Genomic DNA, 16477 nt, shown 5'->3' on the forward strand with positions numbered 1-16477 from the left:
GTTTTACCGTGGTCAACGTGGCCGATTGTGCCGATGTTGCAGTGCGGTTTGGAACGTTCAAACTTTTCCTTAGCCATCTCGAGGCGCCTTCTATGTTAGGGGCCTCAAATTGGCCCAATTGATCTTCCGGGCGGCAAATATTGCTTTGCGACCCAAAAATCAAGCGTCAGTTTAGGTTAGAATGCGGCGAAATCGGTAAAAATCAGCCGTCCCACGATCAGACGCGGCCTATTCATCGTTTTGGGCGGGAGGCGCGTCTTTCCAACAGTTTTTCAAGGCCCGTTCCGAAGGGTTTTCCGTCATGCATTCGGCGTTTTCAGCCAACCATTTCTCGATCTGGCGGGCCACGCTGATCGAGAGTGCCTCGATTTGTTCTTCGCGCGTTTTTGTCAGGCCCGATCCGAGAATCGGCGTGCCACCAAGTTGCTCAAGCGCGATTATCTGCTTGGGTTTCTCGTGGAATTTCGCCTCTGCCCGATCATCCCATGCAGTCACGGTGATCACAAAAGCCGATTTTGGCGTGTAGACGAGGGGAACGCCGGGTCGCGCGAGCATATAGGCCCCGATGTTCACACCAAGATGCACAAGCCGGTCGCCTTCATAGCGGCCCAACCGTTTGTCGATCTGCATCTTGACCGCTTCGGTCAATTCCTCAGCCGTGGCATTCCGCGACGTCGGCCCCTTTGTCAGGTCAGGGGCGACCACGATATTGTGCCCCAAGGTGAAATCGCCAAGGTCAAGCATATCCGGTGTTTCGCCTTCCTGCGCACAGGCAGTCACGAGGAACAAAGCGGCCAAGGCGGTAATCAAACGAGGCATGGGCATTCCTTTTTTGCAGCGTCCCACCGGCATAACCGATGACCCTGCGCAGCGCAATTGGCTGCTGAAAGGGCCGAGACCTACTCACCCGGAATTGTTTTTACCGCGAAGTGACCTAGACTGAACGCCATGAACACACACACGCAAATTCCGGTGCATGCCAAACTGGCAACCCGGCCACTCGGGCTTTGGCACAGCTTGCAGGCGGCACGGAGCAACCTACTGGAAATTCTACCTGCCATCGCCGTGAAACAACCCATGGTTTCCGGCAAGACCGGTTTGCGGTGGCATATGGTGATGGACCCCGGAGCCATCCGGCGCATGCTTTTGGAAAAGGTTGACGATTACCCAAAATCCAAGGCCACAAAGAACCTATTGAAACCCGCCATCGGCAACAGCCTTTTCATCGCAGAAGGCGCCGATTGGCGTTGGCAGAGGCGGGCGGCAGCCCCGGTCTTTTCCCATCGCAATGTGGCGGCGCTTGCGCCAATTATGACCGCCGCCGCCGAAGACTGTTGCCAGCGCATTGCCGAGCGCGCTCCGGCAGCGGTCAACCTGTTGGATGAAATGGTCCGCACCACTTTTGACGTGATCGCAGATGTGACGTTTTCGGGGGATGGCGACTTTGATGCGCAGGCGGTGCATGGCGCGATTGACGCCTATATTGCCGAAGCTGGGAAAATTTCCATCCTTGATATGTTCGGCGCGCCGGATTGGGTGCCGCGACCCGGGCGGATGTTTTTTGGATCAGCCGTGAACGACATGAAATCTGTCGCGGACAAAGCGATTGACGCGCGGCAGGCGCGCGGGCCGCGTGCGGTGCCCGATCTGCTGGATCTGCTATTGGCCGGAGAAGACCCGGAAACAAAGCGCCGCATGAACACAGCAGAACTGCGCGACAACCTGTTGACCTTCATCGTTGCTGGGCATGAAACCACCGCTCTCAGCCTGTCTTGGGCGCTTTATCTTTGTGCTTTCGATCAAGAAGTTCAGGACAAGGCACGTGCCGAAATTCATGCGGTCTGCGGCAACAGTGCCGCGACCGGAGACGATGTGCCCAACCTACCCTATGTGCGCATGATCATAGATGAGGCTTTGCGGCTGTATCCGCCTGCCGGAATCGTCTCACGCACGGCCCAAGCAGATGACGTGCTGTGTGGGCGCGAGGTGCGGCGCGGCGATACCGTGATGATACCAATTTATGCACTGCACCGGCACGAGGCGCTTTGGGACGCGCCGGACGCATTCCGCCCGGAGCGGTTCACGGACCGAAAAGAGGTTGATCGCTATGCTTACCTGCCCTTCGGGGACGGGCCGCGCATTTGCATTGGGGCGAGTTTTGCCTTGCAAGAAGCGGTGATTATCCTCGCGACATTGCTCGGTCGATTTCGGTTCACGCCAGTTGTTGGACGCGATCCATCGCCGGTAATGATCCTGACAACGCGCCCCGAAGGTGGGGTTTGGCTGACGGCTGAAGCCGTCTAGCCCTCCGAATCTGCGGAACGTTAAAAGGCGCGAGGCCCGCGCGTGGCGGGCCTCGGAAACGTGACGAACACCTAGTTGAACTTGTTATCGCGCGGGAAGCCCCTTGGCGCCATGCGCCCTGCCCCGGCGCGTTTGCCGGTCCACTCGGCAAGTTCGGATTCGGTTCGGGTCCGCCCTGCTGGGTCTTTCCAGCTTAGGCCTTCGTCCATATTGAACGTGGTCGCATCACTCAGCCCGCCATCTTTGTATTTCTGCAACCGCACACCTTTGCCGCGTGCCATAACAGGCAGTTCATCAATCGCAAAAACCAGTACCTTGCGATTTTCGCCGACACAGGCGACCGTGTCGCCATTCACCGGCTGACAAACCAGCGCTTTCACGTCGCCTTTGACGTTCAGCACCTGCTTACCCGTGCGAGTCTGGGCCAGAACATCATTTTCCTCGGCGACGAAACCGTCACCTGCGCTTGACGCCACAAGCAGTTTGCGATCGGGCTGGTGGATGAGGATATCGACGATATCGGCATCATTGGGCAAGTCCACCATCAAACGCAGTGGTTCACCCATGCCGCGTCCGCCGGGCAGATTGCTGGCCGACAAGGTGTAAAAACGCCCGTTGGTGCCAAAGACCAAGAGCCGGTCGGTGGTTTCAGCATGGAAGATGAACCGGGGGCCGTCGCCATCTTTGAACTTCAACTCACGCGTCAGATCAATGTGGCCAGACATCGCGCGAATCCAGCCCATCTGCGAACAGACAACGGTGATCGGTTCACGATCAATCATGGCCTCTAGTGGGACCTCTTCGAACTCGCCCGCTTCTGCAAACTGTGTGCGCCGCGCGCCGCCGTCATAGTCTTTGCCGAATTTCTTTTTGGTTTCTTTCAGCTGGTCGCTGATCCGCGCCCATTGCAGTGCGTCGCTTGCCAAAAGGTCTTCGAGGTCCGCACGCTCTGCCATCAATGCATCGCGTTCCTTTACCAACTCGATCTCTTCCAGACGACGCAAACTGCGCAGACGCATGTTCAGGATGGCTTCGGCCTGAACCTCGGTCAGTTCGCCCTCGCCCTTCGCGGGCAAAGGAGAAACATAGTCGGATTCAGAGGTCGCCCTGACAAATGAGCCGCCCCATTCTTCGGCCATGAGCGCCTGTTTGGGGGCGTCGTCATAGCGAATAATGTCAATCACGCGGTCCAGATTGAGGAAGGCAATGATAAAGCCCTCCAGAACCTCAAGCCGGTGGTCGATCTTTTCCACCCGGTGCGTGGAGCGGCGTTTGAGGACTTCCCGTCGGTGATCCAAGAAGGCCTGCAGCACTTCCTTCATCGAGCAGACCTTGGGCGTTACGCCGTCGATCAGCACGTTCATGTTCAGGCTGAACCGCGTTTCCAGATCGCTGGATTTGAACATCATGTTCATCAAGATGTCCGGTTCCACGTTCTTGGACCGAGGCTCTAGAACAATCCGAATATCATCCGCGGATTCATCACGAATATCGGCGAGAATCGGCACCTTCTTGGTCTGGATCAGTTCCGCGATTTTTTCGATCAACTTGGATTTCTGAACCTGATAAGGGATCTCGGTGACAATGATCTGCCATTGGCCGCGACCAAGATCTTCGACCTCCCACTTAGACCGCAAACGGAAAGACCCGCGCCCGGTTTTGTAGGAAACGGCGATGCTTTCTTTGGGTTCGACAATGACACCCCCGGTCGGGAAATCCGGACCGGGCACATAATTGAGCAAGGTCTCATCCCGGGCATCGGGCGTTTTGATCAGATGCAGGCAGGCATCGATCAACTCTGCGATATTGTGGGGTGGAATATTCGTCGCCATGCCGACTGCGATTCCCGCGGCACCATTGGCCAGAAGCGACGGGAACTCTGCAGGTAGAACAACCGGTTCGGTCAGGCGGCCATCATAGTTTTCGCGAAAGTCGACAGCGTTCTCTTCCAGCCCCTGCAACATCGCCTCGGCGATAAAGGTCATGCGCGCTTCGGTATAACGCGAGGCAGCCGGGTTATCGCCGTCGATATTGCCAAAGTTACCCTGCCCGTCCACCAGCGGGTAACGGACGTTGAAATCCTGCGCGAGGCGGGCCATCGCATCATAGATCGCAGCGTCCCCGTGCGGGTGAAAATCGCCCATCGTGTCGCCTGAAATCTTGGCAGATTTCAAGAACTTACCGCCTGAGGTCAGCTTCAGCCGGTTCATCGCGTAAAGGATGCGCCGGTGCACAGGCTTCAAACCATCGCGCGCGTCCGGCAGGGCGCGGTGCATGATCGTGCTAAGGGCGTAGGTCAGATAGCGATCTGCAATCGCACGGCGGAACGGTTCCGCGACTTCGCGCGTTGAGCTGTCATCATCGTCAAGTAAATCAGTCATGGGAGAGTGATACAGGTCCAACGAAACTGCGACAAGCGAGCATGCACAGAATGCGTTTCTTTTCTTGCTGCTGCCGATACACAGGCGCAATCCGGAATCGGGCCTTTCTCACCTTAGGGTACACAAATGATACGGCTTATGGTCAGCATACTTCTTATCGTCACATTGGGGTTTTACAGACTCAGCGACGGTGCAGATTTTCAGCCCGGTGCGTTCAGTGAACTGCGCCGCGCATCTGCTGCGGTGACGCCGATTGTGCCGAACACCAAACAGCCCGCACCCGACACGACACCCGCGCAAAACACAATTTTTTACACCGCTGAGAATCGCGATATTTTTGCGGAACCCTTCGAATCGCGCTCTCTTGTCGGAGAGATGCGCCCGATCCCAGCAGAAGAACGCATCGCCCTTGGCACAACACTTAGACCACGCGCTCAAACCCGTGAGGTTGCTCAGGTGAGCCGCGCACGAATCAGGCCCTCGGTCCAGACGCCTCAGGTTCAGCGTGTCTTTGGCGAAAACGCTATGATGCGCGATGGGCCAGGCACCGAGTATCTGGTTATGGGCACATTGATGCGCGACAGCGAAGTCGAAGTCCTTCAAGATCCGCAAAACGGTTGGGTGAAGTTCCGTGATCCAATCACTGGGCAAGTCGGGTGGATGGCCAAAAACGTTCTGACCAAAGCCAGCTTCTAAGGATGCAATGATTGCCTCTGCCATATAAGGTCCATATTTTGCCCTCAAGATTGGGCAGGACATGATGGCAGAAAAATCAATACTCATTACTGGATGTTCCTCGGGCATCGGACATGACGCGGCGCTGGGGCTTCGAGCACGCGGATGGCGTGTCTTTGCATCGTGCCGCAAACCGGCCGATTGCGAACGCATGAAGGAACTGGGCTTTGAAAGTCCGCGTATTGACTACCAAGACAACGCCAGCATCGAGGCGGGTCTGGCCGAGGTCCTTGCCGCGACGGGCGGCACGTTGGACGCGCTGTTTAACAATGGTGCTTTTGCGGTGCCCGGCGCGGTCGAAGACCTGCCCACGGACGGGCTGCGTGACGTGTTTGAAGCCAACTTTTTCGGTTGGCATGAGCTGACCAAACGGGTTCTGCCTGTCATGCGGGCGCAGGGGCATGGTCGTGTTATCAACAATTCTTCGATTTTGGGCTTTATCCCCGCCCGCTGGCGCGGGGCCTATGTGTCGACCAAATACGCACTTGAAGGGCTGACGGATGTGCTGCGCATCGAAATGCGGGATACGCCAATCAAGATCATCCTTATCGAACCGGGCCCGATCACATCAAAAATCCGCGAAAACGCGGTGCCGCATTTTGAGCGTTGGATCGACTGGGAAAACTCACCGCGCGCCGCGCAATATGACCGGCTGAAAAAACGCCTTTATCACAGTGACGGCCCCGATGTCTTTGAACTCCCCGCTGCGGCGGTGACCAAAAAGCTGATCCAAGCGCTTGAGGCAAAGAATCCAAAACCACGCTATTTTGTCACCACACCAACCTATTTGATGGGTGCGATGCGTCGTTTGCTGCCAAGCCGCAAACTCGACTGGCTGACAGCCAAAAGCTGACACCTTGTCGTTTTCACGCGCGCCCGCGACCGTCTTTCCTATCGCAATCTCTTGGAAAGGGATTAAGTAAGGACCAAAGCTTCAAAGGAATGCATCATGTTGTTGCAAGACCCTCTCTTTCTTGTTGTGGCCATTGCCACCCTCGCCGTTTTGGTGATCCTTGCAGTTGGCATCGGTGGGTTTGCCCGTGGCGGCGAATTCAACCGGAAATACGCCAATAAGATCATGCGTCTACGCATTGCGGCGCAGGCTGTCGCGGTGGTTCTGATCCTGCTGTTTATCTACGTTCGGAGTGGTGGCTAAGATGGTTGTCCTGAACAAAATCTACACCCGCACCGGCGACAAGGGCACCACTGCGCTGGGAAACGGCGACCGCGTTGCAAAACACGACGCACGGGTCAACGCCTATGGGACCAGTGACGAATTGAACGCTTTTGTCGGCGTTGCGCGCCTCTCTGCTGAAGGTGCAATGGATGACCGCCTTGCCCTGATCCAAAACGATCTATTCGATCTGGGTGCGGACCTCTGCCGCCCCGACATCGCCAGCGACGCAGAGGCGGAGTATCCCCCGCTGCGGATGGTTGAGGCACAGGTCAAACGCCTTGAGGCGGAAATTGATGAAATGAACAGCGCCTTGTCGCCCCTGCGTAGTTTTGTCCTACCGGGGGGCAGCGCACTTGCGGCGCAGCTGCATGTCTGCCGCACAGTGGCCCGTCGGGCAGAGCGCCTTGCCACAGAGCTTTCGGGGCATGCAGAGGTCAATCCAGTTGTGATCACATACCTCAACCGCCTGTCAGACTGGTTCTTCGTCGCTTCCAGAGTCGCCAACAACAACGGCAAAGACGACGTGCTATGGGTGCCCGGCGCGAACAGATGACGCTACGGCGTCGCGTGATCACAACCCTAAGAATGCGAAAAACGCGACGTCCCCACGCCCTTTTGTGACGATTTTTGCCTGTTTCCGACCGTGTCGAAACGCTATCAACCCTTCAGAGAGCGTAATGTGTGAGTCGCCATAGCCTCACACCAACAAGGAGTCTGACGCCATGAAGGTCTTGGTACCTGTCAAACGCGTGATTGACTACAACGTGAAAGTTCGTGTGAAGGCGGACGGCAGCGGTGTAGACCTCGCGAATGTGAAAATGTCCATGAACCCATTTGACGAAATCGCAGTAGAAGAAGCGATCCGTCTGAAGGAAGCGGGCAAAGCGGACGAAGTGATTGCCGTTTCGATCGGCGTCAAGCAATCGCAAGAAACCCTGCGCACCGCGCTGGCGATGGGCGCGGACCGCGCGATCCTGATCAACGCGGCTGATGATGTGCACACCGACATCGAACCTCTGGCCGTTGCCAAACTGCTCGCGAAGGTTGTTGAAGAAGAACAGCCAGGTCTGGTTCTTTGCGGGAAGCAAGCGATTGACAACGACATGAACGCCACCGGCCAGATGCTGTCTGCACTGCTGGGCTGGTCTCAGGGCACATTTGCGTCCGAAGTCGACATCGAAGGCGACAACGCGAAAATCACCCGCGAAGTGGACGGCGGCCTGCAAACCATTGCAGTCAAAATGCCAACCATCGTCACCGTTGACCTGCGTTTGAACGAACCACGCTATGCGTCCCTGCCCAACATCATGAAGGCGAAGAAAAAGCCTCTGGATGAGAAAACCCCAGCGGATTACGGCGTTGACGTCTCCCCTCGTTTGGAAGTTGTTAAGACATCTGAACCAGAAGAGCGCGCTGCAGGCGTCAAAGTTGGCTCTGTGGATGAGCTGGTTGCGAAACTTAAAGAAGCGGGGGCACTCTGATGGCTGTACTTCTTCTGGCTGAAGTCACAAATGGCGAGCTGGCGTTGGACGCCACCGCAAAAGCGGTTACCGCAGCAAAATCTTTGGGCGACGTGACCGTTCTGGCTGCAGGCGCATCTGCTGCTGCTGCGGGCGACGCAGCGGCGAAAATCGAAGGCGTGTCCAAGGTTCTCGTAGCCGAAGACGCCTCCCTGGGTCACCGCCTCGCAGAGCCAACGGCTGCGCTGATCGTTTCCCTTGCGGGCGATTACGAGCACATCGTGGCCCCGGCGACCACCGATGCGAAAAACATCCTGCCCCGCGTTGCGGCGCTGCTGGACGTGATGGTGATCTCTGACGCAACCGCTGTTGTCGATGGCGCGACCTTTGAGCGCCCGATCTACGCGGGCAACGCGATCCAGACCGTAAAGTCCAACGACGCGAAAAAGGTTGTGACCTTCCGTACCGCGAACTTTGACGCGGCGGGCGAAGGCGGATCTGCGGCTGTTGAGGCGATTTCTGCCTCTGACAACCCCGGTCTGTCAGAGTGGGTCGAAGACAAGGTTGCCGAAAGCGACCGTCCAGAGCTGACCTCTGCGGGCATCGTTGTTTCTGGTGGTCGTGGCGTTGGGTCTGAGGAAGATTTCCAACTGATCGAGAAGCTGGCCGACAAACTGGGTGCCGCAGTTGGCGCCTCCCGCGCGGCGGTGGACTCTGGCTATGCAGCGAACGACCTGCAGGTTGGTCAGACCGGTAAAGTTGTGGCTCCTGATCTCTATGTTGCCATCGGTATCTCCGGCGCGATTCAGCACCTTGCGGGTATGAAAGACTCCAAGATCATCGTAGCGATCAACAAAGACGAAGAAGCCCCAATCTTCCAAGTCGCAGACTATGGTCTGGTGGCGGACCTCTTCCAGGCGGTGCCTGAACTGACTGAAAAAGTCGGCTGATTGATCTGACATAGTTTAGGATTTGGCCCGCCTCGTGCGGGCCATTTTCGTTCTAGCGCCCTGCCTGCGCTTAATGCTCCTTCGCGAATGTAAGGTCTATGTCCCCGACCAGCGGTCTAATCTCATCAACTAGGGCCGCAGCAACCTCTGCATGGGCGCGCGGGCCGGGCATTAGTTTGGCGGCAGGTTCATCCAGATCGCGAAACACCATGCCCTTTGTGCCCGCTGTGCGCGCAGCTTTGGAAAGCTGCACGTTGACAATGGACGATACAAAGGGGCGCAACCCGTCGATCATCTTATGGTCGACGAACAGTGGCTCCTTTCCCAAGGCTGACCGTTGCGTGCGCCGAGGCGGCGGGTTGTTGGCAAACCATAGCAATATCTTATGTCCGGGAATCCGATCCAACAGCCGCTGCATCCGAGCGCACCACGCGTTGCGCAACTCCTCTCGGACAAAGGCAAAACGATCTTCGGCGCGCACTGACAGTTCTTGCAGCATGTGGCGTGTGAAGTTGAACTCAGAGAAGTCGATGTCGTGAAATACCGATTGCATCAGGTCCGATGCTTTTACAAAGCGATCATTGCGGCGCGGATGCACGCTGTAGAACCGGTTTGACATATTCTGCGCCCCGACGACCTGCAGCACCGTCACCTCAGCACGGCCTGCATAGGCCAATATCTCTGGCTCATTCAGAAATACATCGACCCCAGCATTCATCAGCCCAAAGTTCGGACAGGGCAGTCCAATGCTCTCCTCTACAAGCGCCGAAAAGGGTTGCCGAATGTATTTGCCGTAAGTCTCACTCCCGCCAAGGAAGGCGATGTAGCGGCCATTCAGCGATTTCTTCGGTCCACGAAAGTCAACGCGGGTCGATCCGTATCGACATGGACAATAATCCAGCGGCCTTTGGCCACTTTTCTGCAGCGTCATATTCCACAACTCTCTTTCTGCCCCGAGGCGAGAGTCGATGATTCCAATTGCAAAACTCTTAAATGAACAATTTGAGGAACATTCTTTGTATCTCCGGCTCTTGTGGTCCGCCCATCACCCCGCTTAAAGTCGCTGCAAACGCGAAAAGGTGGGGCGTATGGAAATCAAATCTGTGGGCGTGGTCGGAGCAGGACAAATGGGCAACGGGATTGCCCATGTCATGGCCTTGGCAGGATACGATGTGATCTTGAATGACATCGCCGAAGACAGCCTAGCCGCTGCCGTTGCGCGCATTGACAAGAACATGGAACGGCAGGTGTCGCGCGACCTGATCACGGCGGATGCCAAAGCGGCAGCAATGTCGCGGATCAAAACGACGCTATCGCAGCCTGAGGTTGGTCAAACTGACTTGATCGTCGAAGCCGCCACCGAAAATGAAGAGATCAAATACAAAATCTTTGAAGGGCTGCTCCCCCATATTCAGCCCCACACGATCCTGACATCCAATACCTCATCCATCTCGATCACGCGCTTGGCCAGCCGCACCGACCGGCCCGAAAAATTCATGGGGTTCCACTTTATGAACCCTGTGCCGTTGATGAAACTGGTCGAATTGATCCGGGGCATCGCCACGGATGACGACACCTATGAAACCTGCCTTGAGATTGTCAAACGGCTTGATAAAACCGCCGCATCTGCCGAGGATTTCCCGGCCTTTATCGTGAACCGCATCCTGATCCCTATGATCAACGAAGCCTGCTACACGCTGTATGAGGGCGTCGGCAATGTGGCCTCGATTGATAATGCTATGAAGCTGGGTGCGAACCACCCAATGGGGCCGCTGGAACTGGCAGATTTCATTGGCCTGGACACCTGCCTTGCCATTATGAACGTCTTGCACGACGGCCTGGCGGACACGAAATACCGCCCCTGCCCGCTGCTGACCAAATATGTCGAAGCTGGATGGCTGGGCCGCAAATCGAAACGGGGCTTTTACGACTATCGCGGAGAGATCCCAGTGCCGACGCGTTAATCCGCGTCTGCTTTCTTTCCAAGGTCCAGAGTATGCGCCCGGAGCCAAGCCATGAAGCCGCGCGGATTGGTCTGTAGTTGTTCCATCTGCGCTTCGGTCAGCGGCTTGCCAATGACCGGACCCTGTGGCCTGTTGCACGACTTCACGATCTCATGCAGCAAAAGCCCTTGCCGCAGTACCGCGGAAACGCGGTTGGCGATCTGGTACCAGCGCGAGTTCTGCCCCGGGAAGTAAATCGGCACGACGCGCGCGCCAGATCGGCGGATAAGCTGGGCGGTAAAGACGTTCCACTCGCGTTCAATCACCGGGCCAAACCAAGTGTCAGATGACGACACCACGCCCGATGGAAACAAGGCGACCACACCGCCAGCTTTCAGGAAATCCATCGCCTTGGCACGCATTTCAACCATCTTACGTTGCGCTTCGGGGTCGTGCGGAAAGGGTACTGGGATCATGAAAGAAGTCGCGGCCTCATCCAGACCGGTCAGGACGGAACGTGTGAGAATGCGGTAATCCTCGCGCCGACGACCAATCAGTTCGGCCAGAACCATACCGTCCACAAGCCCATGCGGGTGGTTGGCCACAACCACAACCGGACCTTCAGTGGGAATGTTTTCGATTTGATCCTGTGGCGTTGTTAGCTTAACGCCCATGACGCCCAAGGCACCGGCCCAGAATTGCTGCCCCCGGTGGTCCGCATTCATACGCTCGAATTTATTGACCATCCGCAGGATTGTGATCTTGCCGGTAAACCACTCAATTGTCTTGATGGCGGTTGACGTCCAGTTGTCATCAAACGAATTCGCGTAGGTCAACTGACGACGGTCGTATGTTTCGCCGTCGGTATCAGGTGTCGCTTGAGATTGCGGCGCTTTTTCCATCACGTCATTCTTCCCGTCCGGTGTTTTTGGCCTGATCGACAACAGTGTGCCAGATCAGTAGCCTTCCCCGAACTTATCGGCCACCAATGCCTCAATCGCGTCTGCAAGCGCAAGGGCATCTGGGCCAAATGTCTGAACGTCAATCCTGGTTCCACGTGACGCAGCCAGCATCAACAAACCCATGATACTGTCACCACCGGCACTTTGCCCATCCTTAGACACTTCTGCGGTGGCGTCAAAACCTTCGACCACTTCAACGAGTTTCGCAGATGCCCGCGCGTGAAGCCCCTTTTCGTTGATGATCTCAAGGGTGCGTGTCGTCGTGTCGGTCATGCTGTGCTCAGTCTGTCTTTATGTTCTGGCTGTCGATGTACTTGCGCCCGGCCTCCAATGAAACCCGGACAGCGTCCGGTACAGGAAGATGGCGGCTTTTGGCAAGTTTTATTAACATGGGAAGGTTGGCACCATAGACGATCCGCCGGTTTTCCGGGGTGCAGGCGCGCAGCGACAGGTTGCTCGGAGACCCGCCAAACATATCGGTCACAACAACGACGCCGTCGCCCTTGTCGACGTCATCAGCGGCAATGCAGATTTCATCTTGCTTCATGGCCCTGTCACATTCGGCCTTGATACTGATCGCGCGGATACCGGGCTGTTCGCCCACGACGTGTTCAACCGCCGCAAGATATTCAAGCGCCAGCCCACCATGGGCCACGATGACGATTCCGATCACGCTTTTGCCACTCCGCTTTCAGCATTGCCTGATCCGGTCACGCCCTCCCCTTCGCGCCGGTCCAATTCGCGATGCCTAATTGACACCCGCCAGCCGTCCTGCGCAAGGGCTTCTGCCAGTTTTTCAGTCACAAATACCGACCTGTGTTGCCCGCCGGTACACCCCAAGCCAATACTGAGATGCGCCTTACCTTCTCGTCTGTATTCCGGAAGGAGAAACCGCACCATATCGCACAACCTTTCAAAGAAAGGTTCGAAACGGTCATCGTTTTCAATGTGATTTGCCACGGCAGAATCACGCCCTGACAGGCCACGCAATTCAGGTACCCAATAGGGATTATTCAGAAACCGGCAATCCTGCACGATATCTACGCCCTGCGGCAATCCCCGCTTATAGCTGAAACTCATCACCGTCACTGCCAATAGCGCGCTGCCAGCGGGTTTGAACTGCGCAGTCAACGCATCGCGAAGCGTGTGCACTGTTAGCTCTGACGTATCAATCAGCGTATCGGCGCGGTCTTTGACAGGAACCAGAAGCTCCTTTTCCCGGTCTATCCCAACAATTGCACTTTCTTCCGGGGCCATTGGATGGCGGCGGCGGGTCTCGCTATAGCGGCGTTGCAGGATTTCTCGGCTGCAATCCAGATACAGAAGCTCCGGGTCATGCGCATCAAGCGCGCGCAACAGGTCCAGAAGGGCCTGCGGTGTGAAATCCCGGTTGCGCGCGTCCAAACCCAATGCCAGCGGCCTGTCGGGCCGTGCACCTGAAAACAACCGCTCCACCAGACCAAGCGGCAGGTTGTCGATGGTCTCAAACCCCAGATCTTCCAGCACCTTGATCGTGGTCGACCGTCCCGCGCCCGAAGGCCCGGTGACGAGGACCAGCCTCGGCGTTGAAGTGTCGGTCGTTGCCATCTTACGCGCTTCGCCCATGTGACAAATAAAGCAGGATTGCAGGAGCGAAATGTGGGTGTGGAACTTTGAAAAGCAAGGGTAAAGTCACCCCCAATTGCGAAATCGTGTGCCCCTCAGGAAGTCTCTTCGTTTCGACCTTATCCATATCGATCCAGAGATGGACTTGCGCTGTGTCGCATGTTGGGGCGTTCAGAATACCGACCCCACGCGCCTCAACGCGCCCCTTGATGGCCCTCGGGGCACTGGCCCACAGCGCGTCCTCTTGGCAAGTTAATTGCACCTGATCGTCAGCCACCAGCTGTGCCCCTCGGGTCAGCAGGTCGAGCACCAAAGCAGATTTGCCACTGCCAGAGGCACCGCTGATCATCACGGCGCGGCTTTCAAAGGCAACGCAGCTTGCATGCAAAAGGCCGCCCCCTTTCGGGGACGGCCCTTTGTTCAAATTCACCTCGCCTTGCATATCAGACAGGCAGGCCAACCACGAAGCGCGCGCCAAGTGGATCGGAGGTAATGTCCGCCTCGGTTGGGCGAATATTCTCGGCCCAAATCACGCCGCCATGCGCTTCGACGATTTGTTTGGAGATCGCGAGGCCAAGGCCAGAGTTGTTGCCAAAATCTTCGTGCGGGCGTTCCGAATAGAAACGGTTGAAAATCTTGTTCAAGGCCTGATCGGGGATGCCCGGCCCGGTGTCTTCGACGACCACGAGCACACGGTTCTGGCGCTTGCGGACCCAGACACGGATCGCATCGCCATCTTCGCAGAAACTGATCGCGTTGGTGATCAGGTTGACAAAAACCTGCGCCAAACGCGCCTCAAGGCCCATGATCTCAATCGGTTTGGTCGGCAGATCGGAAATGAAATCAATCCCCTTACCCTTGGCATCATCCCCGAGGTATTGCGCCAGATTGCTGATCATCGAGACAAGATTAAAGCGTTCTTCTTCTTCCTTGACCAATTCTGCATCCAGCCGTGAGGCGTTGGAAATATCGCTGACCAAACGGTCCAGACGACGCACGTCATGCTCAATCACATCCAACAGCTTCGTGCGGTGATCTTCGCGTTTGACCATACGCAGGGACCCAACAGCGGATCGCAAACTTGCCAGCGGGTTTTTGATCTCATGCGCGACGTCGGCGGCGAATTGTTCGTTGCTGTCGATCCGTTCGTAAAGCGCGCCAACCATGCCGCGTAGGGCAGTGCTGAGGCGACCAATTTCGTCTGGTCGCGCTGTCAGGTCAGGAATGCGCACGCGGCCCGGATTGACCTGCCGGTCGTCCCCGTCACGTCCGAGTTCTGCAGCGGCGGCCAAATCACTTAATGGGTTAGAGATCGTCGACGCCAGAACCACGGAAAGCCCGACTGAAACAACAATAGCCACCAAGAACAGCTGCAAAATGCGTTCATGTTGTGCCAAGACAAGCAGATCAACGTCAGCTGTGGACTGCGACAGGACTATCGCGCCGATGGCGCGCCCGGATTGATCCAAAACCATGCCAGAGGCGAACTCAGCCTCTGCCAAGACAGCCGTCGCTGCAGTGGATGATTGTTGATCCAAAAGCGCTGCGGCAAAACCCGCAATCCGCGCGTCCGCCCCTGCAGTATGATCAATCGCCTCTGCGCCTGAAAGCTTGCTCCAGATCCAGTTCATAGCGTCGGTCAGGGGTGTCGCGCGCGTCGCAATCGGAGCGGCGAGATCACCTTCGGCGCGCGCGATGGGCGTGGCGTTTTGATCGAAGACGTCAACCCGTACGCCTTCACGCAACGATGTGCGATCCAGAATGTCTTGCGCGTCCAGCCCATCTTGCGTCACCAAATTTACCGGCGCGCCAGTCGGCATCTGCGCCTCAAACACGGCACCTAGCAGCGTCGCCTCAGAGCGCAGCGCATCAAGACGCTGCTGCACATAGTTTTCGCGTGGGGAATTCAGGTAAAGAATTCCCGCCACCATGAAGCACAATGCAATCAGGTTGAAGGTGATGATTTTGCGGGTCAGCGGCGACCGGCGCAAAGGCGTCAGGCGGCGGCGCTCTCGCCGACCGCGCATTTCTTTTTCGACTGTGGATTCTGGTGCAACCCAGTCATCCCCGAGGACAACATCACCATCACGCCCGTGCGACATCCTGTTAGCGCTTATCCCTTCGGCCAGAGCCATTACTCTTCGTTATATCTATAGCCAATGCCGTAAAGGGTCTCAATCGCAGAGAATTCTGGGTCCGCTGTCCGCATCTTCTTGCGCAGGCGCTTGATGTGGCTGTCGATCGTGCGGTCGTCGACATAGACCTGATCGTCATAAGCCACGTCCATCAACTGGTCGCGTGACTTCACAAAGCCAGGACGCTGCGCCAAGGCCTGTAGCAACAGGAATTCTGTCACGGTCAGAGTGACATCTTTGCCTTTCCAAGTGACTGCATGGCGCAGCGGATCCATCGAAAGTTCGCCGCGCTCCATCACTTTGGTGTCTTCCGTGTCACCGGCAACGATGGTGCCATTTTGTGCCTCTTGACGGCGCAGAAGTGCGCGAATGCGCTCGACCAGCAGGCGCTGGCTGAAGGGTTTCTTGACGTAATCGTCCGCGCCCATGCGCAGGCCAAGAACCTCGTCAATCTCATCGTCTTTCGAGGTCAGGAAAATCACTGGCATCGATGTCTTCTGGCGCAGACGCTGCAACAGGTCCATGCCATCCATACGGGGCATTTTGATGTCTAGCACGGCCATATCGGGTAGTTTGCGGTTGAACGCGTCCAGGGCTTGCTGGCCGTCGTTATAGGTTTCGACTTCGAAACCCTCCGCCTCAAGAGTCATAGAGACGGACGTCAGGATGTTCCTGTCGTCGTCCACCAAAGCAATCTTGGACATAGGTTTGTTCCCTTATACTGCACTCAATGTCTATTTTTTGCCCCATTATGCGCCGTTTTCCGCCGATCGATCAATCCCCAACCGCGAATCAGCCTGCTCAGACAGTCATTTTTCGCAAAAT

General features: G+C 56.6%; 18 protein-coding genes and 1 pseudogene. 8 read left to right on the forward strand and 11 right to left on the reverse strand.

Annotated elements, in window-relative coordinates; all coding sequences use genetic code 11:
* Positions 1–77 (reverse strand): annotated as a pseudogene (locus BUA39_RS16880) (GTP-binding protein); the annotation flags it as partial.
* A gap of 151 nt (positions 78–228) precedes the next feature.
* Positions 229–819 carry a hypothetical protein gene (locus BUA39_RS05815; protein ID WP_131814573.1) on the reverse strand — a complete coding sequence of 197 codons (591 nt, stop codon included), beginning with the start codon at positions 817–819 and terminating at the stop codon, positions 229–231.
* A 129-nt stretch (positions 820–948) separates the two neighbouring features.
* On the opposite strand from BUA39_RS05815, the gene BUA39_RS05820 reads away from it, so the two are divergent.
* A complete protein-coding gene (locus tag BUA39_RS05820; protein WP_072791897.1) occupies positions 949–2304 on the forward strand; it encodes a cytochrome P450 in 1356 nt (451 codons plus the stop codon).
* Between the two features lie 71 nt (positions 2305–2375).
* Here the strand turns inward: BUA39_RS05820 and BUA39_RS05825 are convergent, their stop codons facing one another.
* Positions 2376–4685, reverse strand: a complete 2310-nt coding sequence (locus tag BUA39_RS05825) for a DNA topoisomerase IV subunit A (RefSeq protein ID WP_072791899.1) — start codon at positions 4683–4685, stop codon at positions 2376–2378.
* Between the two features lie 138 nt (positions 4686–4823).
* Between BUA39_RS05825 and BUA39_RS05830 the strand changes: the two genes are divergently transcribed.
* The 6 genes from BUA39_RS05830 to BUA39_RS05855 all read left to right on the forward strand — a co-directional run bounded on the left by BUA39_RS05830 (position 4824) and on the right by BUA39_RS05855 (position 9007).
* Positions 4824–5381, forward strand: a complete 558-nt coding sequence (locus BUA39_RS05830; RefSeq protein WP_207546197.1) for an SH3 domain-containing protein — start codon at positions 4824–4826, stop codon at positions 5379–5381.
* A gap of 64 nt (positions 5382–5445) precedes the next feature.
* A complete protein-coding gene (locus BUA39_RS05835; RefSeq protein WP_072791905.1) occupies positions 5446–6273 on the forward strand; it encodes an SDR family NAD(P)-dependent oxidoreductase in 828 nt (275 codons plus the stop codon).
* 99 nt (positions 6274–6372) lie between these two features.
* Positions 6373–6576 (forward strand): twin transmembrane helix small protein, encoded by a 204-nt coding sequence (locus tag BUA39_RS05840; RefSeq protein ID WP_072792672.1) that lies wholly within the window; start codon positions 6373–6375, stop codon positions 6574–6576.
* A gap of 1 nt (position 6577) precedes the next feature.
* Complete coding sequence (locus tag BUA39_RS05845) at positions 6578–7150, forward strand: cob(I)yrinic acid a,c-diamide adenosyltransferase (protein ID WP_072791907.1); 573 nt, start codon at positions 6578–6580, stop codon at positions 7148–7150.
* A 169-nt stretch (positions 7151–7319) separates the two neighbouring features.
* Positions 7320–8078 carry an electron transfer flavoprotein subunit beta/FixA family protein gene (locus tag BUA39_RS05850; protein WP_072791908.1) on the forward strand — a complete coding sequence of 253 codons (759 nt, stop codon included), beginning with the start codon at positions 7320–7322 and terminating at the stop codon, positions 8076–8078.
* Positions 8078–9007: an electron transfer flavoprotein subunit alpha/FixB family protein gene (locus tag BUA39_RS05855; protein WP_072791910.1), complete on the forward strand. Its 930-nt coding sequence runs from the start codon at positions 8078–8080 to the stop codon at positions 9005–9007. The genes BUA39_RS05850 and BUA39_RS05855 overlap by 1 nt, the downstream gene beginning before the upstream one ends.
* 70 nt (positions 9008–9077) lie before the next feature.
* Here the strand turns inward: BUA39_RS05855 and BUA39_RS05860 are convergent, their stop codons facing one another.
* Positions 9078–9938, reverse strand: a complete 861-nt coding sequence (locus tag BUA39_RS05860; protein ID WP_072791911.1) for a DUF6473 family protein — start codon at positions 9936–9938, stop codon at positions 9078–9080.
* A 157-nt stretch (positions 9939–10095) separates the two neighbouring features.
* Here BUA39_RS05860 and BUA39_RS05865 point away from each other — a divergent pair, with 157 nt between their 5' ends.
* Positions 10096–10971, forward strand: coding sequence for a 3-hydroxybutyryl-CoA dehydrogenase (locus tag BUA39_RS05865; RefSeq protein WP_072791912.1), 876 nt, complete (start codon positions 10096–10098; stop codon positions 10969–10971).
* Here BUA39_RS05865 and BUA39_RS05870 read toward each other — a convergent pair.
* The 7 genes from BUA39_RS05870 to BUA39_RS05900 are packed head-to-tail and all read right to left on the reverse strand — an operon-like array spanning position 10968 to position 16356.
* Positions 10968–11852, reverse strand: coding sequence for a lysophospholipid acyltransferase family protein (locus BUA39_RS05870; RefSeq protein ID WP_072791914.1), 885 nt, complete (start codon positions 11850–11852; stop codon positions 10968–10970). The two genes, BUA39_RS05865 and BUA39_RS05870, sit on opposite strands and share 4 nt — an antisense overlap.
* Positions 11853–11906: 54 nt before the next feature.
* Positions 11907–12185, reverse strand: coding sequence for an HPr family phosphocarrier protein (locus BUA39_RS05875; RefSeq protein WP_072791916.1), 279 nt, complete (start codon positions 12183–12185; stop codon positions 11907–11909).
* 7 nt (positions 12186–12192) lie between these two features.
* Complete coding sequence (locus tag BUA39_RS05880) at positions 12193–12585, reverse strand: PTS sugar transporter subunit IIA (RefSeq protein ID WP_072791918.1); 393 nt, start codon at positions 12583–12585, stop codon at positions 12193–12195.
* A complete protein-coding gene (gene rapZ / locus BUA39_RS05885) occupies positions 12582–13499 on the reverse strand; it encodes an RNase adapter RapZ (protein WP_072791920.1) in 918 nt (305 codons plus the stop codon). Before rapZ ends, BUA39_RS05880 begins: the two co-directional genes overlap by 4 nt.
* A 1-nt stretch (position 13500) precedes the next feature.
* Positions 13501–13941, reverse strand: coding sequence for an HPr kinase/phosphorylase (locus BUA39_RS05890; protein ID WP_242648543.1), 441 nt, complete (start codon positions 13939–13941; stop codon positions 13501–13503).
* A 19-nt stretch (positions 13942–13960) separates the two neighbouring features.
* The gene (locus tag BUA39_RS05895; protein ID WP_110721822.1) at positions 13961–15619 is read right to left on the reverse strand and encodes a sensor histidine kinase; all 1659 of its coding nucleotides are present in this window, start codon (positions 15617–15619) and stop codon (positions 13961–13963) included.
* A 32-nt stretch (positions 15620–15651) separates the two neighbouring features.
* Positions 15652–16356, reverse strand: a complete 705-nt coding sequence (locus tag BUA39_RS05900) for a response regulator transcription factor (RefSeq protein WP_072791924.1) — start codon at positions 16354–16356, stop codon at positions 15652–15654.
* Positions 16357–16477: the final 121 nt, after the last annotated feature.

Source organism: Cognatishimia maritima (assembly GCF_900129685.1).
Classification (GTDB): domain Bacteria; phylum Pseudomonadota; class Alphaproteobacteria; order Rhodobacterales; family Rhodobacteraceae; genus Cognatishimia; species Cognatishimia maritima.